Source organism: Streptomyces sp. NPDC107498 (assembly GCF_055582805.1).
The window spans coordinates 14,465-40,314 of sequence record NZ_JBVJPE010000035.1; the positions used below are offsets into that span (position 1 = coordinate 14,465).

The window sequence follows — 25,850 nt, forward strand, 5'->3', positions numbered from 1 at the left end:
CGTGGTCGACCTGACAAGACCTGCGGTGCTCGTGCACTATGGCGATACCAGCCTTCATATGGATCAACGCGTACGGCCCCCTGGCGGGGGCTTGACTCGATGGCTCGTGTGATGGGCGAAGACCAGCGGCGGATCTCCTTCCTCTCGGTGGTTTTCGAACTGGTGTTTCGAAGCCCTTGGCGGGGCCTCGGAACGAACCGCGAAGCCCCTTGGCGGGGGCCCGCGGGTTGTGCAATGGCCCTGATAAGGGGCCGGATCAACATGAGCGGCTTGATAAGCCGCAGCTCAGAACCGGTAGCAGCCGGGATCTGAGCGGACCGCTCTGGTGAAGAGCCAGGCGGTAGACGGGCCGCGCGGGGCCGAAGGGATGGCTAGTCCACTTCTTCTTGGCGCGCGCGGCCGATGGCCGGCTAGGTCATCCCAACCCCCTGAATCCGGAGGCTGGCGTCAGCATGCCCAGGCACGCACCCGATGGCGTGATCGCGATGGAGGAACGGCGAAGCTGCGCGTGTAGTTCCGCGTCGGCGGGTAGCCTTCATCCCGCGAGCACCTCCCATCAAGGTGTGTCGCCCAACGAGGCTTAGCCCCGTTCGAGATGCCCCAGCAGACCATGCCCGGTCGCTGGGGTTCTCGTCGTTATGGATCACTTCTGGGCACAGCCTAACCGCATGACCCGACAGAACTGCGGGACGAATTCGGGAAGCGTCCGAGGTGCCCGGAATGCCGCGCCCCCGTGACGGGAAGCACGAAGTAATTTGCCTGTCACACGGGAAGTTCATTGGCCACCCCGCAGTTCGCGGAGGTGAGCGACGAACTCCTGCGCCTCGGAGGCGTGTCCGTAGTGCGTCTGGAGGGCCTGCCCGAGGTCGGCAGCCACCATCGCCAGGCTGGGCAGCGACTTCCGCTCCCCCGCCAGGGCACGCTCCCCGTAGGCGAGCGCGGTGTCCAGGTCACCCTCGCGGGCAGCGACCACGCCGAGCGTGACGCGGGCCTCCGCGATCCGCATGGGTGACCGCTCCGTCCCGTCGAAATCCGTGCCAGCCCGAATGACTTCGGTGGCCAGCTGCTCCGCGAGCCGGTTCTCGCCGGACTTCCTGAGCGCGTCCATGCGGTAGAAGTCGTATTTCGCGGGGTCGACCACGAAATGGTTCTCGATGTCTTCGGGGTACGGCTGGAGTTCGAGGATCTGGCGTCCCTTGTCGAGCGCCACTTCGGTCTGGGACCGATCGCCCAGCCGCGCCCACGCCTTCGCCTTCTGCGCGTAGAGCTGCGCGGCGACACTCTCGTTCGGCGCCACGGCGATGCCGGCCTCCGCGGCCGCGATGACGCCGCGGTAGTCGCCCCGGGTCAGCGCGAACCACGCCCTCATTTCGTGCGCCCAGCCCTGCACGCTCAGCTCCCCGGCCTCCTGGCCGAGCATCAGTGCGGCCTGTCGGGTGGCTTCGGCGTCGCGGGGCCGGCCGGAGTCGTACTCGACACAGCCCACCAGGAGCGAGAGCTTCCCGGCGAGCGCGATGATCTCGCGGTGCTGAGCGAGGCTGACTCGCTGGTGCTGGAGGCCGACGACGCGGGCGAGCCAGGCTTTGCCCTCCAGGAGCAGCTGGTCGGCGGGCATGTACGCGTACTCGCAGCACAGCCGGTCCGCCGTGATCCGCAGCGCGTCCAGCGTCGCGACGTCGACGTCCGAGGCCCGCAGCCGGGCGATGATGTCCACGGTGTCCATGCCGCTGACCTGCAAGATTTCAGCGCGGCCGTCCCGGCGAGACTTCTCAGGGAAAAAGGCACCGGTCGTCGTGCCGAAGGTCTGAGCGATGGCGGACCTGTACTTCACGGGCTGCGCGTCGCCGGCTTCCCAGCGCTTCCACTGCCGCACCAAGTCCTGCTCGCTGACGACCTGGTCCTCCGGGAGCCGGGCCATCAGCGCGCGCACCGCGTCGGTCTGCGACCAGTCGCGTGCCGCGCGCTCTTCGACCATCCGGCGTGCCCAGTCGGGACGCTCATCCATCGCCGTTCCCCTTCCCCGTACGGTCCAGCGGCGCAGCCTGCCCGACAGGGTGATGTCCGAACGGAGGCCGGCCCTTCTGCGGCCGAGCATGGCACGGCCTCTTGATCGTGCGGAGGTGACAAGTGCCGGTGACATTCCGGATGTCACCAGCAGTCGTCACTTTGCGCCGCGTCCGGAAGGGCGCACGGTGTGTGCCGTTCACACGAGTTGATCCACGTCCCAGTGGGAGGCGAACGGCACATGCTGAGTCCCGCCCGACGGCCGCAGAAGACGAGCGCGGCGCTTGCTTCACGGCTCCTCCTCTGCGGTGGCTGCGGGCTTCTGGGTCAGTTAGTCGTGTCGCTGCTGGCGGCGCGATGGGCCTGGAGCACGTACGCGTACGCCGCTCCCAGGTGGCCGTACACCGTCGCGGAGTCTGCGGAAGTCGCGGCGGCTGCCGACTCCGCGGCCCTGCGCAGCTGCTGCGCGACAGCGGAAGGCATGGTCGGCGTGTTCGCGAACTCGCCCAGGCTCCGAGCGATCTCGGAGAGGGGAGCGTCCTCGAGTACGCCGGTCGGACCGTCCGGGCCCGAGAGTGCGGGGATCCACCCGTTGGCCATGGTGAGGGAGCTGCGGATCTCGTCCACGAGTTCGGTGGTGGTGAGCCGCTTCTCAGTGTTCATGGGGGGATCGGTCTCCAGGGACTCGCAGGGGCTTGCGGGGTGGGCGCCCCGGCGCGGCCGGGGCGCCCTGGACACTTCGTCAGGCGAGCGGAGCGGCGTAGCGCAGCTTCCAGCCCTTGCCCAGGACGTGCTGGGTCACCTCAACAACGCGTCCGTCGGCGGTGCCGATGTGGTTGATGGTCAGCACGTCCGCGCCCTCGGGCAGGCCGAGGCGCTCGGACTCCTCCGACGTGGCGGGCCGGAGCTCGATGTCCTCGATGGCGGTGTCGCCCTGGTCGAAGCCGGCCTCCTTCATCCGGCTGATGATGCCGCCGATGCCGGTGTCCACCTGCTCGATGCCCGCCGCCTCGGCGACGTCGACGGGGATGTACGTGGTGACGAGCTGGATGACGCGCTCACCGTCGAACATCTCTCGGGCTCGCACGACGACATCGCCGTCGACGCCCAGGAGCTGAGCGACATCCGTCGGCGCAGCGGCGCGGCTGACGTTGACCTCGGTGCGCGGGGTACGGCCGGACCGGCGCAGTTCGGCGTCGAACGCACCGTGCGCGCCGTTCTCTTCGCGCTGGTCGGTGGTGTACCGAGTGCGCGCGTCCCGCAGGATCACGCCGCTGTCGTCGATTCGGTTGCTAGCCATGTGCTGGATGCTCCTTGCTGGTGTGTTGACGGACGTCTGAGTGCTTCTCGTTGGTCAGCCGGTTCCCGGGTCGTCGATGCCCCACTCGTAGGCCAGTTGCCATTTGGCGCGCGGCAGTACGTGGAGACAGATCTCCACGACCCGGCCTTCGGCTGTGAGGCCCTTGTGGGTGATCTCCATGACGGCCTGTTCGGCTGCGATGCCGAGGGCCGCTGCTTCCTCCGGAGTGGGAGAACGGACTTCGATCTCTTCCCGGAGGCGCACCTGCTTGAAGCCGGCCTCTGCCATGCGGGACTTGCTGCCGCCCACACCGGTCTCCTCTGCGGCGAGCGCAGGACAGGCGTCGACGACGTCCGGGGGGAACCACGAAGTCGCCACCTGGACGACCTCCAGGGCCTCGGTGTTACCGGGCAACCCCACAGACATGACTCGCTCGCGCTTGACGGTCTTCGCCCGATGGTGCATCTCGAAGATGCTGGTCACCTTCTTCGGCGGCACGTCCTTGGCGATGGTGACGACGTTGTTGGTGTCGAAGCCCTTCGCCCGCATCTCGGCTTCGAAAGCGCCGACGGCTCCGCCGGCGTCACGGAAGCCGGGCAGGTAACGGCTGGTTCGATCCGACACGATCTTGTCGATCACCAGCGCGACATAGGTTCCCTTGCCGCGGCGCGAGAACACCAGGCCCTCGTCTTCCAACGTGCCGTAGATGTCGCGCGCAGTTTGATAGGCGATGCCGTGTTCCTTCTGGAGCTGGGGCACGCCAGGCAGGCGCGACCCAGGTGCGAGTGCGCCTCGCTCGATCTTGTCCCGGATCTCGGATGCGATCCGCTCGACCTTCCCCGGTTCCTTCTGCTTGGTGGCCACTGCTCCCCCTCCCGTGCGCATCGTGCGGCCAGCGGATCTCGCTGCCCGGTGCGCACAGCATCGCATGTCTAGTTGTTTCTCGAAAGCTGGGACTCGCCGCCGTTTAACGATGCGTAGAAACCAGCAGGTCAGATGGGGTGCGGAAAACAAGTTAGCTAGACAGGTTGACCGAGGGGGGATAGCAGGGTTCTAATCGAAGTGCCCAGCAAGCGGTGAGTAGCCGAATGCGGGGCGTAGCCAGTGGTGTGCTCATGCGTTTCGGAGCCCCGCTGGACGTACCACTGCACCACCGCAGTTTCTGCAGCTCGTCTCCTCGGAGTCGGGCAGGTGGTCGGAGGCGGTAGCACGACCAAACCCCCCGGCCGGCAGGACTGCTTGTACGACCTCAGCGCTGATGCGCTGTCTATCCGCCGGGACGCGGGCCGCTGGCTCGTGGACCTGGTGGGTGGAGAGAGCATCCGCCTCCCCCGCGAACCCCCCTCCCTCTTCCTGCCGAGGAGTCGCCATGCCCGAGCTCGCCATGCCCAAGGCCGCCAAGCGCAAGGGCCGCACCCGTACCTCCCGCCTCAGCCCCCTCGACGCGATCGTCCTCTCGACCCTGTCGCCCGGTCACATCGACATGCGGACCGTGGAGACCACACAGACCCGCCGCATCTCGCTGGTGTGCCCGGACTGCGGCACCTGGGTGGCCGTGACCCCCCACCGCGGCACCTACCTGCTCAAGACGGTCCCGCACCACACCGGCAAGGCCGGCGTCGCCGACGCGATCCGCTGCCCCTCCAGCAACCGCCTCGTAGACGTGGACATCAGCGAGCACACCTGGAGCCGCCAGTACAGGGACTGGGCGCGCGAGGAGCGCCTCGCCGTCGATCTGACCCGCCACCGCCGCGCGACCGTCCAAACCCTCAAGGTCGCCCGGCCGCAGGAGCGCCCCGCCGACCGGCGGGCGCAGTGGGAGCGTGTGGTTCCCGCCGCTCGCCGGGCCGAAGCCGCTCGTACGGTTCCCGCCGACGCGATCCCCACCACTCGCGGTCGGGCCGTCGACGGCCCCGCCGGCGCCCCGCTGGCCATGGTCCCCCAGACCGCTGGGGACCGGCGCTCCGTCCGCGCCCTGGCCACCGGCACCCTTCGCGCCCTGGCCGACGCCGCACAGGACCGCTCGGCGAGCGACGTCCTCGAGGAGCACCTTGCCCGCGCCGCCTACACGCACCTGGCCACGGTCTGGCGCCGCCCCCTGACCCCGACGGACCAGCCCGCGCACACCGCGCTGGTAGCCGAGGTCAGGGCCGCGCTGCCCGCCCCGGCGCCCGGCGAGACCGCCGCCGCGTACACCGCCCGCTGCAACAGGTCTGCCTTCGCCGCCTGACCCGCACGAACGACCACGGCCCCGGCCACCCCGCGAGGGGTGGCCGGGGCCGTGGCTGCTCGTACGGCGGCCAACTCCCCAACTGGGGAGTGAATGGCGACAGCCCCAGGGATTGGGCCCCCGGGGCTGTCCAGGACCTGACTGGAGGACCTGATGCAGAACAGCATGGCACGCACCGCGGCACAGCCGCAGGCGGGGATCATCGACGACATCGAGAGCGAGGACGAGGCCACGGACTACGAGCCCGAGGACGCCGTCCGCGTCGACGTCGCCCTGGTCCTCGTCTCCACCGTCGCCCCGGCGCAGGCCGGTTGGGAGGTGGCGGCGTGATCACCAGCCTGACCGACGCCGAGCGTGAGGCGCTCTCGCAGAAGAACCGGGAGCAGAACCAGCGGTCGGAGAGGCACCAGAAGTGAGCGCCCGCCCGACCGATGACCTGTACGTCCGCTACATGAAGTCCTTCGAGGACTCCACCACCCACCTCGGTGGCTGCGCGGCCTGCCAGGCCGAGCAGACGTGCGAGGTCGGGACACCGATCCACGAGCGGTTCGCCCGCCTCCAGGACGCCTACCTCGCACGCCAGAACAAGCAGCGCTGAACCCGGCCCTGCCCGTCGTCCCCGCGCCGTCCCGGCCGGGGCCGGCGGAGAGCGCCGGGAGCTCCCGCCCGCTCCGGCCGTCCGGCCGCCGTACACGCAACAGCCCCGGGGCGGCCACCCCGGGGCTGACTTCTGCACTGGACCTTCTGGGAGGCCCTGATGAATCGCAGCTACATCGTAAACGCCAGCTACTCCCCCTCCGCAGACCTGCCGGTGAATACGAACTGGCGGGACCGCAGCGCGTGCCGCGAGGAAGACCCCGAGCTGTTCTTCCCGATCGGCAACACCGGCCCGGCCCTGCTGCAGATCGAGGAGGCCAAGGCCGTCTGCCGCCGCTGCCCCGTGATGGAGACCTGCCTCCGGTGGGCGATGGAACACGGCGAAGACGGCGGCGTCTGGGGCGGCCTGAGCGAGGACGAGCGCCGCGCCATGAAGCGCCGCGCCGCCCGCCAGCGGGCCCGCAACGCCTCCTGATCCGGTCTGCAGGCTGCCTGATCCGCCCGCACCGCCCGCCGACCACGGCGGCCGGGACGGGCGGTGAAGGGGAGCCGGACAGCCCGGACCGAACAGTCGAGGGAGGCCCTCATGGCCACGACGATGACCCCGCTCCAGCCCGGCACGGAAGCCACCGCCCAGGCGTGCGCCTTCGCGATCTTCGGCACCGACATCCCGCCGATCGACCCCGAGGACTACGACGGCAGCTGGCGCACCACCCTCCACGTCATCGCGGAGGAGTGGGTGGGCGAGGGACGTGTCGAGCGGCACGCCGCCCGCACAGCGACCGCGATCAACGACCTGCTGAACACTCAGCGGCTGTTCGGTGAGGGATCGCCCGAGGCGCGTACCGCCGGCACCGCGCTCAAGCCGCTGATCGACAAGTGCCGGATCTACGGCATCACCACCGACGACCTCCGCCGCCACGGCGCGCAGCTCCAGAGCTGATTTCGCGCCCGCCCGGCGGGAGCCGATCGCAGTTTCGCTCCCGCCTCACGCCGCTTCGCGAGCACGGCCGCCCGCCTCCCGGACCGCCGGCCTTTTCGGGCGTGCGGAGCGGGTAGAGCCGGTGTCCAGTTCGCAAGCAACCATCCGCATCACGGGCTGTTTCGGGAACGCCTTGCCACGTTTCGGGAGCAGCCCCCGCCGTTTCGTGCACACCTGAACGATCCCTCTCGGAGGCCCCTATGACGATCACCGACTGGCCGCGAACCGCGGCTGAACCCGACCCCGACACGGCTTCACCGGCCGCCGTTTCGGGAACGTCCACGCCGGTTTCGCGGACGGCCGACGTCGTTTCGGAGACGCCGGAGTTCGTTTCGGAGACGGAAAGCGGAACCGGAGCTAAGCCCTCCCCGGGGAAGCTGACCGGCAGCCAGAAGTGGGCGGCAGGGGCGATCGTGATCGCCGCGCTCGTCCTCGCGGGCATCGGCCTCTACCTGTCCTTCGAGCACGTCGCGATCTTCGCCTTCGAACGGCTCCGCTTCGGCTCGCTGGGCAAGGGCCAGATGTTCGCGGTCGGCGTCGACGTCGGCATCATGGTCATGATCGCCGTCGACCTCCTGATGGCCTGGCTCAAGCGCCCCATCACCTGGATCCGCTACCCGGTGTGGCTGCTGACGGCCGTCACGGTCGTCCTCAACGCAGCGTCCGGCGCTCCCCGGGACCGGGCGTGGGCGCTGATGGACTACGTCGCGGCCGGCGCCCACGGCGTCGTCCCGGTCCTGTTCATCACGGTGGTGGAGCTCGGCCGCGATGCGATCGACCGTGTTGTCCGGCCTGACCAGGCCGAACGGGACTCGATCCCGTGGCTGCGGTGGGTCCTCGCCCCGGTGGCGACGTCCCGGATCTTCCGCCGGATGCGGCTGTGGGGTGTCACCTCCTACCCGGAGATGATCCGCCGGGACCAGGAGCTCATCGCCTACGAGCAGTGGCTCAAGCGCAAGTACGGGGGCGACATCTCCCAGGCCACCGAGGACGAGCTGCTGCCGATGAAGATGGCGCCCTACGGCTACACCGTCGCCCAGGCCCTGGCCATGCCCGATGAGCAGGAACAGGCAGCCGCCGAGCGCGAGGAGGAGGCGGAGCGCCGCCGCCTGGACGCGGAGACGCGCAGCGAGGTCGCCAAGGCGGAGTCCGCGGCCGAGAAGCTGCGCGCCAAGGGGAAGGTGGAGCTGGTCCAGGCGGAGGTCGACGGCCAGACCGGGCAGGCCCGCGCGCACGCCCGAGCCCAGGTCAGCGCCGCAGAGCGGGCCGCTGAGCTGGAGCAGAAGGCCCTCGACAACGCCGTGGTCGCCGAGGCCCGCGCCCGCGAGGCCGAGGCGGAGCGCCTGGAGGCCGAGGAGCGCAAGGCGGCGGCCGAGGCGGACCTGGCGAAGGCCGAGCTCGAGCGGAAGGCTGCCGAGCAGCGCAGGGCGGCGGCCGAGGCGGACAAGGTCGCGGCGGCGGAGGCCGGCGCGATCGAGACCGAGCGGATCGCTCAGGCGCGCAAGGCGGCGGCCGCCGCCGACCTGGAGGCGGCCGAGCTGGAGCGCCAGGCGGCGCAGAAGCGGAAGGAAGCTGCGGAGGCCGACCGGGTCGCTGCGGCCGAGGCTCAGGCCATCGAGACCCAGGCCATCGCCGAAGCTCGCCAGGCCGCGGCCGAAGCGGACCGGCGTGCTTCCGAAACGGAGAAGGCCGCCGCCGAAACGCGGCGCGCCGCTGCCGAAGCCGACCGCAAGAAGGCGGAGGAGGACAGCCGCCGGGAGGCCGCTCTCGCTGACGCCGCGCGCTCCCGCAAGGAGGCCGCCGAAGCCGAGAAGGCTGCTGCCGAAACGCGGCGGGCTGCCGCCGAAATCGAGCGGCGCGCGGTCGAAGCCGAGGACATCGCGAGGCTGATGCCGCGCGAGCGGGCGGTCCGCAAGGTCGTGCGCATGGCGCTCGCGGCCGGCGCGGTGTTCGTCGGCCTGGACGCCGACGGGATCCACCGCGAGCTGTGCCGGGTCGTCTCCATCGCCGACGTCCAGCGCGAGTTCGACGTCTCGTCCACCGACACCGCCTCCAAGTACCGCCAGGAGGCCGTCGCTCTGCTCGCCGGCGGCTACCGCCCCTGATCCACCGTCCGGCACACACCAGTGAGGGCCAGCCCGAAGGAAGCGGGCTGGCCCTCGCTGCGACTGCCGGAAGCAGTCACAGCTCCATCAGTACACCAGGAGGGAATCCCTGCCGTGAACAGCAACAACGACCCGAACTACTCCCCTCTGCGCGACGTCGCGCAGAGCCCGGAGGCCACCGCCCGGTACCTGGCCGACGTCCAGCGGGTCCTGCTGGACATCGGCAAGAACCTGGAGACCCTCTCGATCGAGACCCAGGTGCACCTGCGCGACACCCACGTGGAGGGCGACCGCTGGTACCACGCCAGGCTGCGCGCGATGCCCGTCGAAAGGGCCCTCGGAAACGTCCTCAGGAACCTGAAGAACCTCACCGAGGGCCTGGAAAAGAGCGCCTACAAGCGCCGCGCCCACGACGAGGCCGTGGTGAACACGGCGAAGGAAAGGAAGGAAAAGGAGCTGGAGAAGCAGCGGAAGAAGAACCCGCCGGTCCTCCAGGCCGCGCCCAACCCGCCGCAGCAGGGTGCGCAGCCGCAGAATTCCGGCTATGGTGGTCCCACGTCGATTTACGACCTCGGTAAGAGGGATTCGGCGTGACGCGCCCCCTCAGCAGCATCGAACGCTCCATTCAAGGGCGGATCGGCTGGCTGCGGGAAGAAGAGCGCAAGGCGATCGAAAGTCGCGGAGAGACCGGCCGGATGGAATTCTGGCTCCGAGTCACCCGGACTGAAATCGCCAGGGAAGTCAAAGCCGGTCGCGATGATGTCATCACCGCATTCACGCTGGTCTGCCGCCTCTTCAAGCTGGTGCTGGAGAAGCGGCAGGCGGGCGACCCGCGGCTGTTCGACCACCTCATGAAGTACGCGGACACCGTCCTGAAGCAGCACGGCCCGCATCACTGAGCGTTACCCACGAAGGCCCCGCCGGGCTCCGGCGGGGCCTCGCGCGCGTAAAGCGTGCACACGTGCACGTGCACGCGCGTGCACACGAGACCCCACTGTCTGTCAAGTCCCCAGGAGGGGAGGTGCCCCGTGTCCGACGAGTCCGACGAGACCGACGGCGGGACCCTGGTCCACGGCCCGTGGAGCGGTGATTCCACCTACGAGCTGCCGCCGATCCCGGATTTCATCGACACCATTCCGCCGCCGGAAGACGTCCCGGAGGCTCCCCCGGAGAGCCCGGAGGAGACCACCATGGAACTCCCCGCAGTTCCGGCGGCCCCCGACCCCGCACTGGCAATGCGTTCCGAGGGAATCGCCCCGCCGGTAGCCGAGGAATCCGAAGGCGAATACGAGGAAGGCGAATACGAACAGCGCCGCTCTCTCGCCGACCGTCTCGGTGACTGGTTGGAATTCCGGCTGGAAATGGCGCGGGCCAATCACGAAAGCGAGGCTCCTTTCCGCGAGGCAGAAATAGCGCGGAAGGCGGCGCTGATCGAGGGTCGCACCGCTCAGGAAGTCGCGATGATGGAGCAGAACGGAAAGCTCCATGCCGCGATGATGAAAGCGAAGGGCGACAAGGCGGCGGCACGCGGAAAGGCCGACGCCGACCGCACGAAGGTGTCCGGCTCCGGGATGGGGACGGACAAGGGGCGCTCGAAGGCCGGCGGCGGGGGCGGCTCCTCGCGCGGCGGAGGCGGCGGCGGGCCCTCCCGCACCAACTCCTCCGGTGCCGGGCCGAACCGGACCGGGTCGTCGCGCGGCTCCAACTCCGGCGGGCCTGGAGGCCGTTCGGGGTCCGGCGCGACCGGAGGCGGCAAGGGCGGCGCGAAGGGCCCCGAACGGGGCTCTGGCGGCCGCGCAGCCGGTTCCGGGCGCGACGGGTCGTCCGGGGGCTCGAAAGGCTCTCAGAAGGGCTCTGGCGGCTCCGGCCGCAGCGGCAACTCCAAGGCCGACAGCGGTGGTCCGGCCTCCAGCCCCCGTGCCGAGCGGGCCCGCGGCCGCCAGGAGCGCGCCGGGGCCCGGCAGGCCGGACGGCAGGAACGGCGCACCGCCGGGCACGCCGCCGGTGTCGCGGACCGGTCCAAGGACCGCGACCAGGCCCGCGCCCAGAAGCAGCAGGCGTGGGAGGACCGCCGCGCGAAGCGGCAGGAGCGGGCGAAGGCGCGGCAGGCGAAGCGGGAAGCCGCGGCGTCGGCCGACCCGGGCCGCACCACGCTGGGCCAGGCCATCGGCGAGGAAGCCCAGCGCCGCTTCGACAAGCGCCGCGCCGACGCGAAGGCCGCCAAGGAGGCGAAGGACGCCAAGGCGGCCGGGGCGGAGAAGGTCAGCCTGACCAAGGAGAAGGACTCCAAGGGCAAGGAATCGGAGGACTCCAAGGCAAAGGGCGCCGACGGCAAGGACTCCACGACCGCCAAGGACGGCCCTGACGGGGTCTCCAGCGCCGCGAAGGACGGCAAGGCGGGCGACGAGCCGGACAAGGACTCCAAGGCCGGTGACGGGGCGTCTGACGGCGCGAAGAAGCGCCGCCGGTTCCGGCGCCGGCGCACCGCTGGCACGGGCCGGGCCGGACGGCGCGGACGTACGAGCCGCGCCGGTCGCACCGGCCGGGCGGGACGCGGTCGTACGGGACGTGCCGGACGGTCCGGCCGCCCGGCGGACAGTCCGTTCGGCGCGGAGGATTCCACGCCGACGGTGGAGTGGCCCGACCGTCCCACCCGCCCGCCGCGCACCGACAGCAAGAGCGGCGAGGACGACATCGTCGACGCCGACATCGTCCCCGACGGACCCGCGGCCGTCACGACCGGCGTGCGGGGCCTGCCGCCCGCGCCGGAGCCGCACACCGCCAGGCCCGGCACCAGCCGGCCGACAGCCACGGAAGGGAGCAGCGTGAGCAGTTCGCAGGTCAGCAGGCCGTCCGGCAGCGGCGGCCTGGCCGCCCAGCACCGCACGGACATCACGTTCGACGAGTACCTGATGGAGATGGCGAACATCGCCATCCAGGCCGCCTCCGACCAGGAGCGCGCCGAAGCCCTCGCGGAGGCCCTGGACAAGGTCGCCGACGCCCTGCGGGACATGGCCACCGACCTGGTCGGCGACCACAACGTCAGCACCCAGGTCACCGAGCTGATCTCGGACCTGGCCGACTCCGCGGCCCGTATGAAGCAGCAGGCCGAACGGTGCGCGAGTGAGTGCGGGCTGGCCCTGGAGGCCGCCAAGCTCGCGGCCGCGATGGTCGCCCGCGTGTACGGCGAGGACATGGCCGCGAAGGAAGACGCGGGCCTGACCTACGCGTCGGCCGCCGCCCACCACGACTAGAAGCAGGGAGGAAACCGCTGATGAGCAGCCCCGCACCCCGCACCGACGGCACGGCGCCCGCCGTCGCCGACGGCGACAACCGCTACAAGGCCGTCCAGGCCAAGCTCGACGCCCTCGGGCGCGCGCTCGACGACGCCGGGCTCGGCCTCGAGGAGCTCGTGCGCAGCGTCAGGAGGAACGCCAAGCGGGCCGAGGACGTGGCCCGCGACATCGACAACGCCGGACTCGACGCGAAGTTCGTGGAGCTGACCAGCAACGTCGCCGTCGCCCTCGGTGGCGCCGGGGTGCAGGTCAAGAAGCTCTCCGACACCGCACAGGAGACCGCCGACCTCACCCACCAGACCCGGCGCACCCACGCCCGGCTCTACGGCGCGCTGGACGACATCCGCTCGGGCCGGCGCGAGAAGACGCCCCGGCCCGGGTTCTTCAACCGCTGACCCCCCACTCCCCCACCCCTGCCACGGGCGGCCCCGCGACAACGCGGGGCCGCCCGTGGCCATTCGCCCCGAAGGAGAAGCCGGTGGCCACGCCGCGCAGTGTCACGCTCGAACGCCTCGCCTACACCCTCGCCGCGCCCGTGCTGGCCGTGGCCCCGAACCTCTACCCCGACAGCCCCGTCAACCAGGTCGTGCAGCTGGCCGGCGCGGCCGGGATCGGCGGCTGGGTCCTCGCCGCCAAGAGCGACGAGACCGGCGCCGGACGCAAGATCCTGCGCTGGACCCCGCTGGTCCTGGCCGCCGCCGTCGACGTCGCCGCGAAGACGACCACCGGCTGGGGGCCGTACGGGATGGACGGGCTGCTCGCCGCCGGATGGGCGGCGCTCGGCCTGCTGGTGCTGCCCTACTCCCGGCACGCCCGTCGCCGCCACCGCCCCGCCCTCGCCGCCCCCGCCCCGCAGCCGGCGCCCGCCGAAATCCCCGAGCCGGAAGCCCCGCCGGTGGTGGACGACGGCGCGGACCTGCTCACCCGCGAAGTGCGGATGCTGTGGGAGAACGCCGGGATGCCCGGCCGCACCCACGTCGTCAAGGCCACCCGGCACCCCGGGCAGCGGCACGACCTGACGATCCTGCTGCGCGCCTCGGAGACCGGACGGCCGATCACCGGCCTCACCGAGGCCGCGGTCGCCGCCCCGTTCGCGGTGCCCTCCAGCGACGTCGTGCTCTCGGAGGTCGCCATCCAGCCCGGCCGCCAGGGCGGCCCCGGCTGGATGGAGGCCCACATCACCCCCGACGCCAACCAGCGCCGCCGCACCAAGCCGACCGACCAGGAGAAGTGGACGGACAAGGTCGCCAGTTCCAAGGGCGGCGCCCCCGGCTCAGAGCTGGTCCACACCACCCGCGACACCGAGCGCGGGGTCACGTTCTACCGGGCGAGGATGGCCGACCCCACCGACACCCCGCGCATCGACCTGTCCAAGGTCTGCCGCGGCCTGGGCCTGCCCGATGACGACAGCCGCGTCTTCGTGCTGGTCGAAGGAGCCGAGTTCCTGATCAGCGTCTTCGACACCCCGCCGCTGTCCCCGAAGTTCCCCGCCACCCGCGAGCTGCTCACCCCGGACGCCAGGGGCATGTACGTGTGCGGGTTCAGCATCACCGGCCAGCCGGTGCACAACTTCGTCTTCCAGCACGACAAGAACGCTGCCAAGCACGGCCTGGTCCTCGGCGTCACCCGTGGCGGCAAGACCCAGTTCTTCGCCGTCACCATGGTGGCCGAGTCCAACGCCGGACAGATCGTGTGGCTCTCGTCCTGCTTCAAGGACGAGAAGACCACCGCCCTGGGTGAGTTCATCGACCGCCAGGGCATCACCCCGCTCTACATGGCCCGCCAGCTGCGCGCGGCCAAGGCCCTGTGCCAGATCCGGGCGGAGATGCCGTGGGCGCACGACGGCAAGGCGCACGACTACAAGCCCGGCGACCCGCGCTGCCCCTACAAGCAGCTCAACGTCTACGCGGATGAGTTCATGACCGCGAGCCAGGACCCCGAGTACGGCGAGTTCATCCAGGCCGACGGCGACGCCCTGACCGTCATGGGCCTCAAGTACGGCATCGGCTTCAACCCGGCCGGGCAGAGCCCGTTCGCGCACAACGGCTTCTCCACGGAGATGAAGGACAACCTCCGGCAGAACAGCCGTCCGGTCATCTTCAACATGGGATCGCCCGGCGCCACCCGCAAGGCGGCGGAGGGCACCATGGAGAACGCCTACGACGTCCCGACCATCCCCGCCCGCTACGCCCCCAAGGAAGGCAGCGCGATCGAGCGGGCCATGGCCGGCGAGGCCGAGCCCGAGAACGGGGTCTCCACCGGCGGTGTCGCGGTCGTGGTCCTCGACAACGGGCGGGCCGTCCTGATGAAGGCCCTGTACGTGGACTTCGACCACGACCTCTCCGGCCTGTTCCCCAGCGAGATCCACCGGCTCACCGACTACGAGATCGAGGAGCTGACCAAGCTCGGCCTGTGGTTCGACTGGAGCGAGCCCGAACCGCGGCCCGGCGAGTTCTGGCCCGAGCCCGACGAGGACGACGACGGCGACGGCAAGCCCCGCCGGCGCGGAGGCGGCGGCAAGGGCGGAGGCGGGCGCGGCTCCAAGAGCACCCGCCGCGCCGAGCCGAAGGTCACCTCGCCCCGCCAGGCGCTGGAGGCCATCAAGAGCCTCACCGACGCCTGAACCACCCACCCATCACCCAGGGGCCGGCCCGCCCGAACGGCGGCCGGCCCCCAACCGTTCATGAAGGAGCACCCCCGCCGTGGGCCTGTCCATCTCCGCCGCCGCGCTGCTCGCCATCATCGTCGTCGTCCTGGTCAAGGGCGGACACGTCCGCGTCGGCCCCGCGCTGACCTGCACGCTGTTCGGCTTCACCCTCGCCGCGACCGGCCTGGCCCCGGCCATCAACACCGGCCTGACCGGGATCGCCGGACTGCTCGCCAGCTTCTGACCTACGCCTCGGTCCACGGCGGGTCGGGCGTGTAGTTGAGCCCGTCGCAGAAACGGCAGTCCCACTCCGACGGGACCTCCCACTTGTCGACCCACCAGCCGACCTGCCTGCCGACGAAGTAGTTGTCCCCGCCGCACCAACCGCAATCGAAGACGAACTCCACCCGAATCCCTCCACCGCGCTGCCGGATCGAGGATGCCCGGGGCGCCGGGCGGTGACTACCCACCCGCCAGCCACAAACCACCTCCTGCACAACGCCGAAGGGCGCCGCCGGACACCACTCCGGCGACGCCCTTCCCCGCTGCGCGCGACCACTCCCCCACGCGCCCTCCCCGCCACCACGGCCAGGAGGGCGCACCCCTTCCCGCGTGATCGGAGACCCCCTCATGGACCCCCTGCACACCACCCAGTCCGGCCTGCCCGAGTCCGAGGCCGCAGCCGAAGCCCGCCGCCTGCTCGACGAGTGGGCGGGCAAGCCCGTCCGGCAGCACCCCACCTCCTACCGAGACGACACCGCGCCGCCGGCCTTCGGCACCACCCCGCCCGTGCCGCAGCCCGACCACCGGATCGTCCCGGCCTGGGCGGCCGGGATCGCCGTCGCGAGCATCGGCGTGGGCGCCGGGATCACCGGCATCGGCTGCGGCGCCTGGCTCGTCCTGCAGGGCCTGGCCTCCGTCAGCCTCACCGGGGTCCTCATGGTCACCCTGCCGTTCGCGGGCCTGGCCATGGCCGCCACCGCCATCGGCGGCGCGATCAGCAAGGCCCGCGCGGCCGTCACCAAGAACGTCTACGAGGGCCCGGTCACCCACCACACCGAGATCCACAACAACAGCACCACCCGCGGCGCGTTCTTCGCCCGCACCCGCAACGACATCCACTGACCCGCCCACCACCCGCCTTCTGGCACAGGGAGCAGCCACGCCATGACTCACAACGACAAGCAGCCGATCAACGGCCAGAACAACCCGTCCTTCCTCGACCTGTTCAACCAGTTGCCGCCCGTGCCGCCGGCCCCCGAACTCGACGGCCAGCACGGCAAGGGGCGGCTCGCGTGGCTGCGCGCCGCGTGGAAGGCGTCCTGGGAGGAGGGCGGCTTCCTCTACGAGCGGTGGGAGGAGGTCGGCCAGGCCCGGCACGTCAGCTGGTACGAGATCGCCACCTGGATCAAGGCGGCCCTCCTGTTCGGCGGGCTCAGCCTCATCGTGCTGATGCTGGACGCCGCCGGTGACATCGCCTCCGCCACGCTCAAGGGCCTGTCCGACGTCCCGGCCTCCGACGCCGGGGACGGCAGCGGCCTGTGGGGCACGGTCGACCACCCGATCAGGGTGTTCCTCGCCGACCAGGCCGCGCACCTGCCCGTCGCACCAGCTGCCCTGTACGCGTTCTGGCAGCTGACCGGACTGCTCGGACTGGTCGGCGGGTTCTTCGGCAACGCCGGAGCCCGCATCGCCTGGCTGCTGTTCGGGATCGGCTCCCTCGCCATGATCTGGTCCGCCACCCCGGCCGGAGGCCGCGCCGCCGCCACCGGCCTCGCCGCCCTCATGTGGGCGCTCGCCAGCATCTTCGCCCTGCGCGGCCTGAGCCTGCGGCCGGTCGTCCACAACCACCCGCCGCAGTTCCAGCCCCAGTTCAGCCCCGCCCTGCACATCCACGCCACCCTCCCCGCCCCCACCCCGGCCGGGGACGACTTCGGCGACGAGCCCGACAACGTCCACCCGCTCCAGCGCTGACCCCGGTCCGCTCCGCCTACTCCGACACCACCTCTGGCGCGCTCCCGATCAGGACGCGCGCCGAACCGAAGGGAATCCCATGCAGCTCAAGGAAAACGAGTACCGGTTCGGCACCTTCCACGGCCGCCACGACGGCGCCCCGGCGAAGGTCACCGCCGTCCGCGACGACACCCGCCCCGAGCCGTACTTCTGGCTGTGCAGCTGCGGCGCCGAGCGCTCGTTCCCGACCGAGGACGGCGTGTTCGCCACCGCCTGGCGGCACACCCACCCCACGCGCCTCGACCGGCTGCGGCAGTGGGCCACCCGCCGACTGTGCACCCGCCGCGCCCGCTGACCTGACGCCCTGCCTGGCCCTCGCCCACCCCGCCCGTACGGGGGCGGGCGAGGACCGGACAGGCCGCCCGGCCGCACGCACCACCCCATCCGAGAGAAGGAGACGTCGTCTTGGCGAAAGCGCCGACCGTCATAGGAGTGCTCACCGAGCCCCCGCCCCCGACCTGGTGGAAAGCCAACCGCCACAAGGTCTTCGGCATCGGCGGGCTGCTGATCGGCTACCTGATCGGCACCCACCTGGCAGGCGCCCCCGAGCAGCAGCCGGCCCCGCCCGCTCCGGACCACAGCACGCCCGCGCCCGGTGAGCACTCCACCCGCACGGCCCACGGCCTCGCCGCATAACCAGCCGCACCCCCGCTACGCCCCGCCGACACCAGCACGACGTCAGCGGGGCGCAGCGCTGTCTGCCCGACGACTGGAGGAGACCGCTCGTGCTCACCCCCCGCCCGCGCCGCCGGATCGGCCGGCCCCGCCCGCAGCGCCCCGGACCCCGCTACTCGCAGCGCCCCGCCCGGCTGCCCGGCACCTGGAGCAGGTGATGGACGACCAGGACCAGGACCTGGTCGACGTCGACCCGCACGACCCCGGCGACGGCTCCTTACCGGTCTTCCGGTGGAGGCAGGCCGGGCGCGAAAACCTCGCGACTCGCCGCCAGCTGCGCGCGATGGGCCTGCGCCCCGGAGGCCACGAGCCCGTCGCTCGGATCGAGTGCCGTGGCGGCAAGCGCTTCGCGTGGTTGTACCGGATCGACCTGGCGAAGCCGAAGTTCGCGATGACCCTCGCGAAGGAGGCCGCGCTCGACAAGGCGATGGCTGCTCGCCAGACGTGTCCCGGGCCCTGTGGCCGGCGCTATTTCCACTGCCTTCCCTTGAGGACCTTGGGGTCGTGCTTGGAGTGCTACGACGGCACGCCCGCCGACCCCACCTCGTACATCGCTTCCCCGGCCAAGCACCTGCTGGCCGCCTGATCCGAGAGGACCCCAGCCCATGAGCACCGCCACCCTCGCCGCCTTCACCGAGCCCGACCGCCCCAGGAACCTGCTGATCAGGTTCCTCACCGTCGGCGGCTCGTACGTGGACGTCACCGGCCCCGGCAAGCACTCGGAGAAGAACCGCTGGCACTGCCACGGCTGCGGCGACTCCTCCGACCGGCCCGAGGAGGACTACCTGTTCCGCATCCGGCCGGACGCCAACAACCACGCCGCCGCCTGCCGCGCGATCCCGCTGAGGTGACCGGCCGCCGTCTGCGGGCCGCCTTGCTGCTCGCCGCCGTCCCGGCCGCCGCGGCCGGGGCCGTCACCCTCGCGCTCCGGGTCGGGCACCGGCGGCTGCACGCTGACCGGCACCGCATCGAGCTGACGCCTCTGCCCCGCCGCTCCTGCCCCGACTGCCGGGGCGAGGGCGGCTGGTGGGTCGACGGCGCGAACCCGGAGATGGAGGCGTGCGGCTGCTGGGCGAACCGGCCCACCTGGCGCATCCGGCTCCTGCCCGTCCCGGCCTGGCCGGACGAGCCCCCGTTCTGAACGACCCGACCCCGGCCGGTGCGGCCGGGGTCGGACCTCGGATGGCCGCGCATCGGCAAAGGGCCGGCCACCCGCTCCCTCACCCAGATCCGAGATCAGGAGAACTCCAGCATGCCCCGACACCTCACCATCGAGCGCCTGGCCCTCTTCGGCACCCTGCTGGCCACCTTCGGCGAGCTGCATCCTGCCTGTGACCACTGGGTCCAGGGCAGCAAGACGGCCTCGCGGAAGCGGCTGTACGGCAAGGACCTGGTCCACGCCGACGGCTCCCCCGCCACGCCGGACTCCACCCGCCCGACCATGACCACCAGCACCCTTGGCAGGCGCGCGGTGGCCTGCCACGTCGCGTCGTACACGGCCGTGCAGCTCGGGGCGACCGTCGCGATCACCCGCGCGTTCGGCTACCGCGTCACCCCCGGCGCGCTGCTCGCCGGCGCGGCCATCAACGCCGGAACGCACGCCGCGATCGACCGTGGAGCCGTACTGCTGTGGCTGGCGAAGAAGACTAAGAAGACCGGCTACATCGAGCACTGCCAGGCGGTCCGGCTCGACGACGAAGGCGCGGTCACCAAGGAGATCACCGGGCCGGGCAGTGCGTGGATGGAGCTGGACGCGGCACTCCACCGCGCCATCGGCATCGGCGCCGCCGCCGTCACCACCTGGCTCACCACCCGCCCCGGCGGCCGCCGGTGAGCCGCACCCGCCTGGACCGCGTCCGCGCCTCGGTCGGGATCGCCCAGCTCGCCCTCCAGCAGATCGAGGACGACCTGACCGCCGACGACATCGCCGCCCCCGAGCTCGCCGCGATCCTGCGCGAGCTCCAGGAGGACATCGACGTCCCCGGCGGCCTCTTCCCCGCGCTCGCCCAGCTCGTCAGCACCGCCGCCCGCCGGGCGGAGCAGCTCGAGCTCTACCGCGACGGTGTCGCCTCCCGCTCCCTGTACGAGGCCGCCGCTCTGATCACCGACAACGCCGGGCAGCGCATGACCTGGGCCGCCCGCGCCCTTGAACCGCAAGGAGACGACACGTGAGCCAGACCCAGCCGCAGCTTCCGGAGAACGCGCTCGTCGTGCTGATCGGCGCGAGCGGCGCCGGGAAGAGCACCCTGGCCCGCACCTGGCCGGCCTCCCAGGTCCTCTCTCTCGACACTCTGAGGGGCACGGTCAGCGACGACCCGGGCGACCAGGCTGCCACCGCCGACGCCGCCGACGTCCTCAAGCTCATCCTGGAACGCCGGATGGCCCGCCGCCTGAACACGGTCATCGACGCCACCAACGTGGAGGAGGCCATCAGGGTCGAGCTGGTGATGACGGCGAAGAAGTATGGCGTGCCGACGGTCGCGGTCGTCGTCTCCACGCCGCTGTCGCTGTGTCTCCAGCGCCAGCACCCGCGCCCGGCCAACCGGCGCGTGCCCGACGTCGTCGTCCGGCGTCAGCACGAGGCGATGACCTTCTCCCACCAGAGTCTCGCCCGGGAGGGCTTCACCCAGGTTCTCTTCGCCCACGACCTGAACCGGCTGGAGCCGTACCTGCGGCGGCTGAGCGCGGCCCGCCAGGCCGACCTCGGCCTGGACGGCGGCGACGGCCTGGGCCACCTGCTCCTCGTACGCCGCTTCTTCGGCGAGGAGATCCTGCCGATGTGGCAGTGGAAGGACGACTCCGACATCGCCGACGGCGACCGTGTCGGCGAGGTCCGCCTCGGCCAGCAGTCCCTGACCCTCGCGCTGCGCCTGGACGTCGACGGCGAGGGCGACATCGGGTTCGACGTGCGCGTGCCGTGCCCGTTCGACCCCGACTGCAGCGCCACCGCCTGGACGCCGGCCTTCAGCGTCACCTGCCTCCACCGGGCGCTCACCGGCGACCTGGACCACCGCGACGACATCGTCTGCACCGTCCATGGCCCGGACAACGACGACCAGGACGATGAGGTCGACGACCCCGACCTCGAGGCGCAGGCCCTCGAAGCGATCCACGGCTGACGGACCTCCGTGCCGCCCCGGCCCCGTCCCCGGCTCACCGCCGCGGCCGGGGCGGTCGCGGTGGTCCCTCAACCACCGCGATCACGAGAGGAGATGGACGTCATGACCCAGCCCCAGCCCCCGTACTTCGAGGTCGACGTCCCCATACGGAGCACCGAGACGCCCACCCTGCGCGGGGTGCACGTCTTCACCGGCTGGGCGAGTAGCCGCGCCGCCGCCGTGAAGGCCGCGCAGGAGGTCTACGACGCGGCACGCGCCGCTGCGGAAGCCGGCCGCGAGATCCCCCACGGAAGCCCGGACGGCTGGTCGGCCTGCGGATACCGGCCCGGCTGGGAGCTCGATTGGCCCGCCGCGAAGGCCGGCCCCTGGAGGAACCCGTACAGCTGGCTCAACTCCACGCCCTTCGAGATGTAGCTCTGCCCCGGGACAGCCGCTCTGCTTGACCGGCTTCGACGGCTGTCCCGGGCCCACCCAACCCGTACGAGACGAGAGGGAGATCCTCAGTATGGACTCCGTCCTGCACACCTGGGGCCGGTTCGGCCCGCGCACCCTCCTGATCACCACCGCCGCCCTGCCACTGACCGGTTGGACCGTGCACGCCCTGGCGCTGCACCGCAAGCTCGCGGCGACCCGGAAGGACCCGCTGACCGGCCTCATGCGTCGCGACGCCTACACCGCCCGCGCCTGCCGGCTCCTGGCCCGCCACGGCGGCGACACGACCGTAGTCATGGTCGACGCCGACAGGTTCAAGGAGATCAACGACCGGCTCGGGCACGCGGCGGGCGACACCGTCCTCACGTCGATCGCGGCACGGCTCACGGCCTGGGCGGGCCCGCGCGCTGCGGTCGGCCGGCTCGGAGGCGACGAGTTCGCCGTCGTCCTGGAGCTGCCCTCCGACCGCCGCGCTCTCCGCCTGGAGCAGCTGGTCCGGATGCTGCACACCCCGGTCGCCCTGGACGACGGCCGCACCGTCGACGTCGCCGCCTCGGTCGGCGCCGCCACCCCTGACGCCGTCGGCTCCCGCGACCTGTCCGCGTTGCAGCGGGCCGCCGACGCCGCCCTGTACGACGGCAAGCACTCCGGCCGGGCGGTCCTGGCGACCACCGCGCACGCCTCCGTGCCGTCCGTCAACGGGCGCCGCGCGGGCAGGCCCGGCACGGCCGTGTGGGGACGGGCGGCATGAGCGACCCCACCCTCCTCGCCGACCCGGGCGCCTGGGTGCGGGGCATCACGATCCGCCAGCCTTGGGCCACCTGCATCCTCGCCGGGAAGCACATCGAGAACCGGTCCGCCCACTGGCCGTGGCGCGGCTGGGTCCTCATCCACGCCGGGAAGGCGAAGCCGGACCCCGCCCTGCTGCGTGAGCCGCTGGTGGCCACCGCGATCCGCGGCCGCGAGCTGCACCGCGGCGCGGTCATCGGCGTCGCCCGGCTCACCGACTGCCACCTCGATCTGGGGCCCGAGCGCTGCACCAGCCCCTGGGCGCAGCGCGACGCGCACCACCTGGTCCTCGACGACGTTCGTGAGCTCCCTCTCCCGGTGCCCGCCACCGGCGCGCTCCCCGCGTGGAGACCGACGCCGGACCTCGTCGCCCAGGTCCTCCAGCAACTGCCCGACCTGCGACCGTGACCGCCCGGCGCCGCCACCTGCGTGCGGTGCCCGCACAGCCGGAACAACCCGTCGCGCCGGTCCAGCTCCTGAACTGGCGCGACGGCCGGCACTTCGGCCCGCCCGCCCCGTGCGTGCTGTGCGGCACCACCACCCCGCTGAGGTCCCACGCCAAAGAGGCCGTTCACAAGATCTGCGCGGAGCTCTGGAACGCGGCGCACCCCGGCGAAACCCGGTTCGTCTCCGATCCGCCCAAGGGCGGCGCGACGACCGACCACGCCTGACCTCTCCTCCAGACGGAGGCCCCCATGAGCAGCACCCAGCCCGACGTCGACCACACCCTTGCCTATCCCGAGCCGCCGGCCTCCCCGCTCTGGCACCGCCACGGCGCCAAGGCCCGCCCGCTCACCGACGCACAGCGCAAGCGCAACCGCGAGCTCCTGGTCCTCGCGCAGCGCACCACCCGACCCCGCTCCCCTCGCTCCACCGAGACCCTGGCGGAGGCCAGCTGATGGACACCAAGCACCTGGCCATAGACGGCTACGTCGACGCGATCCCGGCCCCCGGCACCAGCTGGGGCACCGCCCGCTTCGACCTGATCCACTCCCCTGTCGACGCGGACCGGATCGCCCCCGACACCCCGGACACCGTGTACGCCTGCACCACCGGCGACCCGCGCATCGCCGAAGTCCTGCTGCGCGAGATCCAGCCCGGCGACCTCGTACGCGTCACCGGCACCCTGGTCCCGCCCGACGGACCCGAGGCGCCCGCCCACTTCACCGTCGACGGCCTGGAGGTCCTCGAGGCCGCCCCGGCCCCCGTGGTCTACGGCCTCGTGCTGGAGCGGTTCGGGAACTACGTCGTCGTCTTCGACGCCGACCGCGACCAGGTCCCGGTCTTCACCGCGTCCGGCCGCTGGGTCGGCGAGGCCGCCACCGCCGACGCGATCGGCGACCTCATCGACGCCTACGAGAACGGTGACCTCCGATGACGACCGCCCTCCCCGCGCAGCGCACCGTCCTGGAACGGTTCCCCGCCGGCCACCCCCGCGGCTCCTGGCCCGCCGACGAGTACGCCGCCGCCCAGCGAGCCCAGGGCACCGACGCCCGCGTCGTCATGGACCTCAGCAGCGACGAGTTCCTCGTGGTCACCGACACCGCTACCCGGTAGCGCTACGGCCCGTGCCCCGCCGATCTGGCGGGGCACGGGCCCTTTTTTGTTTCCGGCCCGATCTCCTACGGCGGTCACCCTCGCGCCAGTTGAAGATCGCCGGAACGCCGGGCAGCTCTTTGTGACGTGGTGCGGGTCACTGAGCCGGGGGAGACGTGGCAGCATCTTGCGGAACGTAGCCACTGCATGAGGAGAGAGCCGCGCCGTGCTCATCGCCAACATCAGCCCACGAAGCATGGGCAAGACGACCGACACCGGCATGATGGGACACGCATTCCACGAGGCCGGATACCGCGTGCAGCTCTGGGATGCGGACGAGTCCGAACACCTCACGCAGTGGTCCGAGCTCGCCGGCTTCCCCTTCCCGGTGAAGCACAACGCCTCCGCGAAGTTCGCCGAGGAGTACACGCCGCTCGGGGAAGCCGGGATCGACATCGTCGACGTCGGCCACACCGAGAACCACCCGCACATCGCGGACAGCGTGCTCAAGGTCGCCGACCTGGTCCTCATCCACATGGAACCGTCCATGGCCGACTACCAGCGCGTCCATCAGCCGCGCACCTCCACCCCGGTCAAGACGATGGTCGGCCGCTCCGCGTTCGACAGGCCCTCACGCACGGCCCCGCCGATGTGGGTGCTCCTCAACCGAGTCCGCCCCAACGTCCGGAGCGAGAAGGAGATCCGGGGCCTGCTCGCCGACGACGACTACAACGTGCTCACGGTGAAGATCCCGGTCCTGGACGACATCAAGCAGGCCACCGGCTTCCCGGTGGAGAACGCGGCCCGGGGACCGTTCGGCGAGCTGGTCACCGAGCTGCAGGACCGGGGGCTGATCAAGAGTGTCTAAGCGTCGTGACTTCCGTGCGGCGGCCGGCAAAGGAGCCCAGCAGCCTCCCGCCGACAGCGCGAGTCCCACGCCGGGGAGCCTGGCTGTGCCGGACCAGCCCGCCGAACCTCCGCAGATGCGCGCTCAGCCCTTCACGATGGAGCACTGGGGACTGACCCTCCCCGACGTGGACGCCACGCCGGAGACCGCGAACGGCCCGCTCGACGAGCACGAGCAGCGTCTCCTTGCCGAGGCGCACCGCGCCGTCGACAACGCCCGCACAGCCCGCTGGATGCTCGGCTACTCCCTGGAAGTGGTCCGAAGGCGCCGCCTGTACCGCGGCGACGGCACCCGCACCTGGGAGCAGTACCTCCAGCAGGAGCACGACGGCCTCTCGACCAGCGAGGCGGACCGTCTCCAGAAGACCTGGCGCCTGGCGCAGACCGTACAGAAGGAACTCGGCCGACCCCTGCCCGACAGCCACCTGCGAAAGCTGCAGCCGTACGCGGAACGCACCAGCGACGAAGAGGCCGCGCGTGCCTACGCCGAGCTGTACTGGGCCCACCAGGCAGGCGGGGTCCGGCTTGTCGCCAACCAGGTCCAGCAGCGAGTGAAGAAGGCGGTGGCGGCCGCCAAGGGAGTCTCCGACCCGGCGGAGCGCAGCCAGGTCATCAGCGCCGCCTGGACGACCGCACCCGACCCGGTGATGCCCACGCAGCGGACCGAAACGGCACCCGAGCAGGGCGGCATGCCCAGACGGAGCCCAGATCCCGTAGACGGCGCACTCGAGCTGCTGAACGTGGCGCGGCAGGCAATCGAGAACGCCATGGAGGACAAGGCCGCACGTAAGGCCCGTAGCAGCGAAGAAGCCCAGCGGCAGCAGGACGCCATCCGCCGCATCGGCCGGATCCTCAGCAAGGTGAAGGTGGACGCGGACGCCGCCCCCGATGGCAACGTCGACGCTGACGCCGTCGATGAGGACGGCATCGTCGACGCAGAGCTGGTTGAGGACTGACCCCTGCGGTTGAGCGGGACTTCCCCAATTGGGGAAGTCCCGCGATTTTTGGCGGCAGCAGCTCGGGCAGTCAGCGTGAGGCGACACCCTTGAACCCCGGACCGAGCCCCCGCCGCTTGCCGCGCGCTGCGACAACGGGCCGGGCGGTGAGGGCCGCGACCACCGCCTGGGCCGCCTGCGGGGTGAGGCCGACGCTCACCTGCCCCGAGGCAAGGACCGCGCGTACGCGCCAGTGCCGTGCGCGCGGACAGCGAGACGGTGAG

The 25,850-nt window shown here is 71.5% G+C and carries 36 protein-coding genes; 31 read left to right on the plus strand and 5 right to left on the minus strand.

The annotated features are described in order from the left end of the window. Window positions 1-775: 775 nt before the first annotated feature. From ACZ66Z_RS34690 to ACZ66Z_RS34705, 4 genes are all read right to left on the minus strand, one after another. The gene (locus ACZ66Z_RS34690) at window positions 776-2,005 is read right to left on the minus strand and encodes a tetratricopeptide repeat protein (protein WP_381421663.1); all 1,230 of its coding nucleotides are present in this window, start codon (window positions 2,003-2,005) and stop codon (window positions 776-778) included. A 326-nt stretch (window positions 2,006-2,331) separates the two neighbouring features. Then, on the minus strand, window positions 2,332-2,667 hold the full coding sequence (locus ACZ66Z_RS34695) for a hypothetical protein (RefSeq protein ID WP_469939808.1): 336 nt from the start codon (window positions 2,665-2,667) through the stop codon (window positions 2,332-2,334). 79 nt (window positions 2,668-2,746) lie between these two features. Continuing rightward, the gene (locus ACZ66Z_RS34700; protein ID WP_469939809.1) at window positions 2,747-3,304 is read right to left on the minus strand and encodes a UTRA domain-containing protein; all 558 of its coding nucleotides are present in this window, start codon (window positions 3,302-3,304) and stop codon (window positions 2,747-2,749) included. Window positions 3,305-3,358: 54 nt separating this feature from the next. Further along, a complete protein-coding gene (locus ACZ66Z_RS34705) occupies window positions 3,359-4,168 on the minus strand; it encodes a GntR family transcriptional regulator (protein ID WP_469939811.1) in 810 nt (269 codons plus the stop codon). Between the two features lie 505 nt (window positions 4,169-4,673). On the opposite strand from ACZ66Z_RS34705, the gene ACZ66Z_RS34710 reads away from it, so the two are divergent. From ACZ66Z_RS34710 to ACZ66Z_RS34765, 12 genes are all read left to right on the plus strand, one after another. After that, window positions 4,674-5,534: a hypothetical protein gene (locus ACZ66Z_RS34710; RefSeq protein WP_469939812.1), complete on the plus strand. Its 861-nt coding sequence runs from the start codon at window positions 4,674-4,676 to the stop codon at window positions 5,532-5,534. 153 nt (window positions 5,535-5,687) lie between these two features. Continuing rightward, window positions 5,688-5,864: a hypothetical protein gene (locus tag ACZ66Z_RS34715; protein ID WP_469939814.1), complete on the plus strand. Its 177-nt coding sequence runs from the start codon at window positions 5,688-5,690 to the stop codon at window positions 5,862-5,864. A gap of 82 nt (window positions 5,865-5,946) precedes the next feature. Further along, window positions 5,947-6,132 (plus strand): hypothetical protein, encoded by a 186-nt coding sequence (locus ACZ66Z_RS34720; RefSeq protein ID WP_469939815.1) that lies wholly within the window; start codon window positions 5,947-5,949, stop codon window positions 6,130-6,132. Window positions 6,133-6,291: 159 nt separating this feature from the next. Then, window positions 6,292-6,606: a WhiB family transcriptional regulator gene (locus tag ACZ66Z_RS34725; protein WP_469939816.1), complete on the plus strand. Its 315-nt coding sequence runs from the start codon at window positions 6,292-6,294 to the stop codon at window positions 6,604-6,606. 111 nt (window positions 6,607-6,717) lie between these two features. Next, window positions 6,718-7,074 (plus strand): hypothetical protein, encoded by a 357-nt coding sequence (locus ACZ66Z_RS34730; protein WP_469939818.1) that lies wholly within the window; start codon window positions 6,718-6,720, stop codon window positions 7,072-7,074. Between the two features lie 452 nt (window positions 7,075-7,526). Beyond that, entirely contained in the window at window positions 7,527-9,218 is a 1,692-nt protein-coding gene (locus ACZ66Z_RS34735) for a DUF2637 domain-containing protein (protein ID WP_469939820.1), read from the plus strand. 114 nt (window positions 9,219-9,332) lie between these two features. Then, entirely contained in the window at window positions 9,333-9,812 is a 480-nt protein-coding gene (locus ACZ66Z_RS34740) for a hypothetical protein (protein ID WP_469939821.1), read from the plus strand. Next, entirely contained in the window at window positions 9,809-10,117 is a 309-nt protein-coding gene (locus tag ACZ66Z_RS34745) for a hypothetical protein (RefSeq protein WP_469939822.1), read from the plus strand. The genes ACZ66Z_RS34740 and ACZ66Z_RS34745 overlap by 4 nt, the downstream gene beginning before the upstream one ends. A 129-nt stretch (window positions 10,118-10,246) precedes the next feature. Further along, a complete protein-coding gene (locus ACZ66Z_RS34750) occupies window positions 10,247-12,472 on the plus strand; it encodes an ATP/GTP-binding protein (RefSeq protein ID WP_469939824.1) in 2,226 nt (741 codons plus the stop codon). 20 nt (window positions 12,473-12,492) lie between these two features. Next, window positions 12,493-12,909, plus strand: a complete 417-nt coding sequence (locus tag ACZ66Z_RS34755) for a conjugal transfer protein TraB (RefSeq protein ID WP_469939826.1) — start codon at window positions 12,493-12,495, stop codon at window positions 12,907-12,909. A gap of 83 nt (window positions 12,910-12,992) precedes the next feature. Continuing rightward, entirely contained in the window at window positions 12,993-15,137 is a 2,145-nt protein-coding gene (locus ACZ66Z_RS34760) for a chromosome segregation protein ParM (protein ID WP_469939827.1), read from the plus strand. A gap of 79 nt (window positions 15,138-15,216) precedes the next feature. Beyond that, the gene (locus ACZ66Z_RS34765) at window positions 15,217-15,405 is read left to right on the plus strand and encodes a hypothetical protein (protein ID WP_469939828.1); all 189 of its coding nucleotides are present in this window, start codon (window positions 15,217-15,219) and stop codon (window positions 15,403-15,405) included. A 1-nt stretch (window position 15,406) separates the two neighbouring features. Here ACZ66Z_RS34765 and ACZ66Z_RS34770 read toward each other — a convergent pair whose 3' ends face one another. Further along, on the minus strand, window positions 15,407-15,568 hold the full coding sequence (locus tag ACZ66Z_RS34770) for a hypothetical protein (RefSeq protein WP_199815995.1): 162 nt from the start codon (window positions 15,566-15,568) through the stop codon (window positions 15,407-15,409). A 223-nt stretch (window positions 15,569-15,791) separates the two neighbouring features. Here ACZ66Z_RS34770 and ACZ66Z_RS34775 point away from each other — a divergent pair, with 223 nt between their 5' ends. The 19 genes from ACZ66Z_RS34775 to ACZ66Z_RS34865 all read left to right on the plus strand — a co-directional run bounded on the left by ACZ66Z_RS34775 (window position 15,792) and on the right by ACZ66Z_RS34865 (window position 25,587). Beyond that, a complete protein-coding gene (locus tag ACZ66Z_RS34775; protein ID WP_469939863.1) occupies window positions 15,792-16,286 on the plus strand; it encodes a hypothetical protein in 495 nt (164 codons plus the stop codon). Between the two features lie 42 nt (window positions 16,287-16,328). Next, on the plus strand, window positions 16,329-17,135 hold the full coding sequence (locus ACZ66Z_RS34780) for a hypothetical protein (protein ID WP_469939829.1): 807 nt from the start codon (window positions 16,329-16,331) through the stop codon (window positions 17,133-17,135). 79 nt (window positions 17,136-17,214) lie between these two features. Continuing rightward, on the plus strand, window positions 17,215-17,469 hold the full coding sequence (locus ACZ66Z_RS34785; RefSeq protein ID WP_469939831.1) for a hypothetical protein: 255 nt from the start codon (window positions 17,215-17,217) through the stop codon (window positions 17,467-17,469). Between the two features lie 110 nt (window positions 17,470-17,579). Continuing rightward, window positions 17,580-17,810 (plus strand): hypothetical protein, encoded by a 231-nt coding sequence (locus tag ACZ66Z_RS34790; protein WP_469939833.1) that lies wholly within the window; start codon window positions 17,580-17,582, stop codon window positions 17,808-17,810. A gap of 196 nt (window positions 17,811-18,006) precedes the next feature. Next, window positions 18,007-18,435, plus strand: coding sequence for an RRQRL motif-containing zinc-binding protein (locus tag ACZ66Z_RS34795; protein WP_469939835.1), 429 nt, complete (start codon window positions 18,007-18,009; stop codon window positions 18,433-18,435). Window positions 18,436-18,454: 19 nt separating this feature from the next. Beyond that, on the plus strand, window positions 18,455-18,700 hold the full coding sequence (locus tag ACZ66Z_RS34800) for a hypothetical protein (RefSeq protein WP_469939836.1): 246 nt from the start codon (window positions 18,455-18,457) through the stop codon (window positions 18,698-18,700). Continuing rightward, window positions 18,697-18,990 carry a hypothetical protein gene (locus ACZ66Z_RS34805; protein WP_469939838.1) on the plus strand — a complete coding sequence of 98 codons (294 nt, stop codon included), beginning with the start codon at window positions 18,697-18,699 and terminating at the stop codon, window positions 18,988-18,990. The genes ACZ66Z_RS34800 and ACZ66Z_RS34805 overlap by 4 nt, the downstream gene beginning before the upstream one ends. Window positions 18,991-19,101: 111 nt before the next feature. Further along, window positions 19,102-19,683, plus strand: a complete 582-nt coding sequence (locus tag ACZ66Z_RS34810) for a hypothetical protein (protein WP_469939839.1) — start codon at window positions 19,102-19,104, stop codon at window positions 19,681-19,683. Beyond that, the gene (locus tag ACZ66Z_RS34815; RefSeq protein WP_469939841.1) at window positions 19,680-20,021 is read left to right on the plus strand and encodes a hypothetical protein; all 342 of its coding nucleotides are present in this window, start codon (window positions 19,680-19,682) and stop codon (window positions 20,019-20,021) included. The genes ACZ66Z_RS34810 and ACZ66Z_RS34815 overlap by 4 nt, the downstream gene beginning before the upstream one ends. Continuing rightward, window positions 20,018-20,968, plus strand: a complete 951-nt coding sequence (locus ACZ66Z_RS34820) for an AAA family ATPase (RefSeq protein ID WP_469939842.1) — start codon at window positions 20,018-20,020, stop codon at window positions 20,966-20,968. Before ACZ66Z_RS34815 ends, ACZ66Z_RS34820 begins: the two co-directional genes overlap by 4 nt. 102 nt (window positions 20,969-21,070) lie before the next feature. Continuing rightward, window positions 21,071-21,382: a hypothetical protein gene (locus ACZ66Z_RS34825; protein ID WP_469939843.1), complete on the plus strand. Its 312-nt coding sequence runs from the start codon at window positions 21,071-21,073 to the stop codon at window positions 21,380-21,382. Between the two features lie 91 nt (window positions 21,383-21,473). Continuing rightward, window positions 21,474-22,151: a GGDEF domain-containing protein gene (locus ACZ66Z_RS34830; protein WP_469939845.1), complete on the plus strand. Its 678-nt coding sequence runs from the start codon at window positions 21,474-21,476 to the stop codon at window positions 22,149-22,151. Further along, window positions 22,148-22,597, plus strand: a complete 450-nt coding sequence (locus ACZ66Z_RS34835) for an ASCH domain-containing protein (RefSeq protein ID WP_469939847.1) — start codon at window positions 22,148-22,150, stop codon at window positions 22,595-22,597. The genes ACZ66Z_RS34830 and ACZ66Z_RS34835 overlap by 4 nt, the downstream gene beginning before the upstream one ends. Window positions 22,598-22,623: 26 nt before the next feature. Next, entirely contained in the window at window positions 22,624-22,860 is a 237-nt protein-coding gene (locus ACZ66Z_RS34840) for a hypothetical protein (protein WP_469939848.1), read from the plus strand. Window positions 22,861-22,884: 24 nt separating this feature from the next. Beyond that, on the plus strand, window positions 22,885-23,088 hold the full coding sequence (locus ACZ66Z_RS34845) for a hypothetical protein (protein ID WP_469939849.1): 204 nt from the start codon (window positions 22,885-22,887) through the stop codon (window positions 23,086-23,088). Then, a complete protein-coding gene (locus ACZ66Z_RS34850) occupies window positions 23,088-23,567 on the plus strand; it encodes a hypothetical protein (protein ID WP_469939850.1) in 480 nt (159 codons plus the stop codon). The genes ACZ66Z_RS34845 and ACZ66Z_RS34850 overlap by 1 nt, the downstream gene beginning before the upstream one ends. Then, window positions 23,564-23,746 (plus strand): hypothetical protein, encoded by a 183-nt coding sequence (locus ACZ66Z_RS34855; RefSeq protein WP_469939851.1) that lies wholly within the window; start codon window positions 23,564-23,566, stop codon window positions 23,744-23,746. Before ACZ66Z_RS34850 ends, ACZ66Z_RS34855 begins: the two co-directional genes overlap by 4 nt. 205 nt (window positions 23,747-23,951) lie before the next feature. After that, on the plus strand, window positions 23,952-24,593 hold the full coding sequence (locus tag ACZ66Z_RS34860; RefSeq protein ID WP_128977351.1) for a P-loop NTPase family protein: 642 nt from the start codon (window positions 23,952-23,954) through the stop codon (window positions 24,591-24,593). Window positions 24,594-24,708: 115 nt separating this feature from the next. Next, on the plus strand, window positions 24,709-25,587 hold the full coding sequence (locus ACZ66Z_RS34865) for a hypothetical protein (protein ID WP_469939852.1): 879 nt from the start codon (window positions 24,709-24,711) through the stop codon (window positions 25,585-25,587). The last annotated feature ends 263 nt before the right edge of the window (window positions 25,588-25,850 follow it).

Coding starts and splice junctions, on each gene's coding strand:
- ACZ66Z_RS34690 (WP_381421663.1), bottom strand. CDS start 2,005: ATGGATGAGCGTCCCGACTGGGCACGCCGGATGGTCGAAGAGCGCGCG.
- ACZ66Z_RS34695 (WP_469939808.1), bottom strand. CDS start 2,667: ATGAACACTGAGAAGCGGCTCACCACCACCGAACTCGTGGACGAGATC.
- ACZ66Z_RS34700 (WP_469939809.1), bottom strand. CDS start 3,304: ATGGCTAGCAACCGAATCGACGACAGCGGCGTGATCCTGCGGGACGCG.
- ACZ66Z_RS34710 (WP_469939812.1), top strand. CDS start 4,674: ATGCCCGAGCTCGCCATGCCCAAGGCCGCCAAGCGCAAGGGCCGCACC.
- ACZ66Z_RS34715 (WP_469939814.1), top strand. CDS start 5,688: ATGCAGAACAGCATGGCACGCACCGCGGCACAGCCGCAGGCGGGGATC.
- ACZ66Z_RS34725 (WP_469939816.1), top strand. CDS start 6,292: ATGAATCGCAGCTACATCGTAAACGCCAGCTACTCCCCCTCCGCAGAC.
- ACZ66Z_RS34730 (WP_469939818.1), top strand. CDS start 6,718: ATGGCCACGACGATGACCCCGCTCCAGCCCGGCACGGAAGCCACCGCC.
- ACZ66Z_RS34755 (WP_469939826.1), top strand. CDS start 12,493: ATGAGCAGCCCCGCACCCCGCACCGACGGCACGGCGCCCGCCGTCGCC.
- ACZ66Z_RS34775 (WP_469939863.1), top strand. CDS start 15,792: ATGGACCCCCTGCACACCACCCAGTCCGGCCTGCCCGAGTCCGAGGCC.
- ACZ66Z_RS34780 (WP_469939829.1), top strand. CDS start 16,329: ATGACTCACAACGACAAGCAGCCGATCAACGGCCAGAACAACCCGTCC.
- ACZ66Z_RS34785 (WP_469939831.1), top strand. CDS start 17,215: ATGCAGCTCAAGGAAAACGAGTACCGGTTCGGCACCTTCCACGGCCGC.
- ACZ66Z_RS34795 (WP_469939835.1), top strand. CDS start 18,007: ATGGACGACCAGGACCAGGACCTGGTCGACGTCGACCCGCACGACCCC.
- ACZ66Z_RS34800 (WP_469939836.1), top strand. CDS start 18,455: ATGAGCACCGCCACCCTCGCCGCCTTCACCGAGCCCGACCGCCCCAGG.
- ACZ66Z_RS34810 (WP_469939839.1), top strand. CDS start 19,102: ATGCCCCGACACCTCACCATCGAGCGCCTGGCCCTCTTCGGCACCCTG.
- ACZ66Z_RS34825 (WP_469939843.1), top strand. CDS start 21,071: ATGACCCAGCCCCAGCCCCCGTACTTCGAGGTCGACGTCCCCATACGG.
- ACZ66Z_RS34830 (WP_469939845.1), top strand. CDS start 21,474: ATGGACTCCGTCCTGCACACCTGGGGCCGGTTCGGCCCGCGCACCCTC.
- ACZ66Z_RS34835 (WP_469939847.1), top strand. CDS start 22,148: ATGAGCGACCCCACCCTCCTCGCCGACCCGGGCGCCTGGGTGCGGGGC.
- ACZ66Z_RS34845 (WP_469939849.1), top strand. CDS start 22,885: ATGAGCAGCACCCAGCCCGACGTCGACCACACCCTTGCCTATCCCGAG.
- ACZ66Z_RS34850 (WP_469939850.1), top strand. CDS start 23,088: ATGGACACCAAGCACCTGGCCATAGACGGCTACGTCGACGCGATCCCG.
- ACZ66Z_RS34855 (WP_469939851.1), top strand. CDS start 23,564: ATGACGACCGCCCTCCCCGCGCAGCGCACCGTCCTGGAACGGTTCCCC.
- ACZ66Z_RS34865 (WP_469939852.1), top strand. CDS start 24,709: ATGCGCGCTCAGCCCTTCACGATGGAGCACTGGGGACTGACCCTCCCC.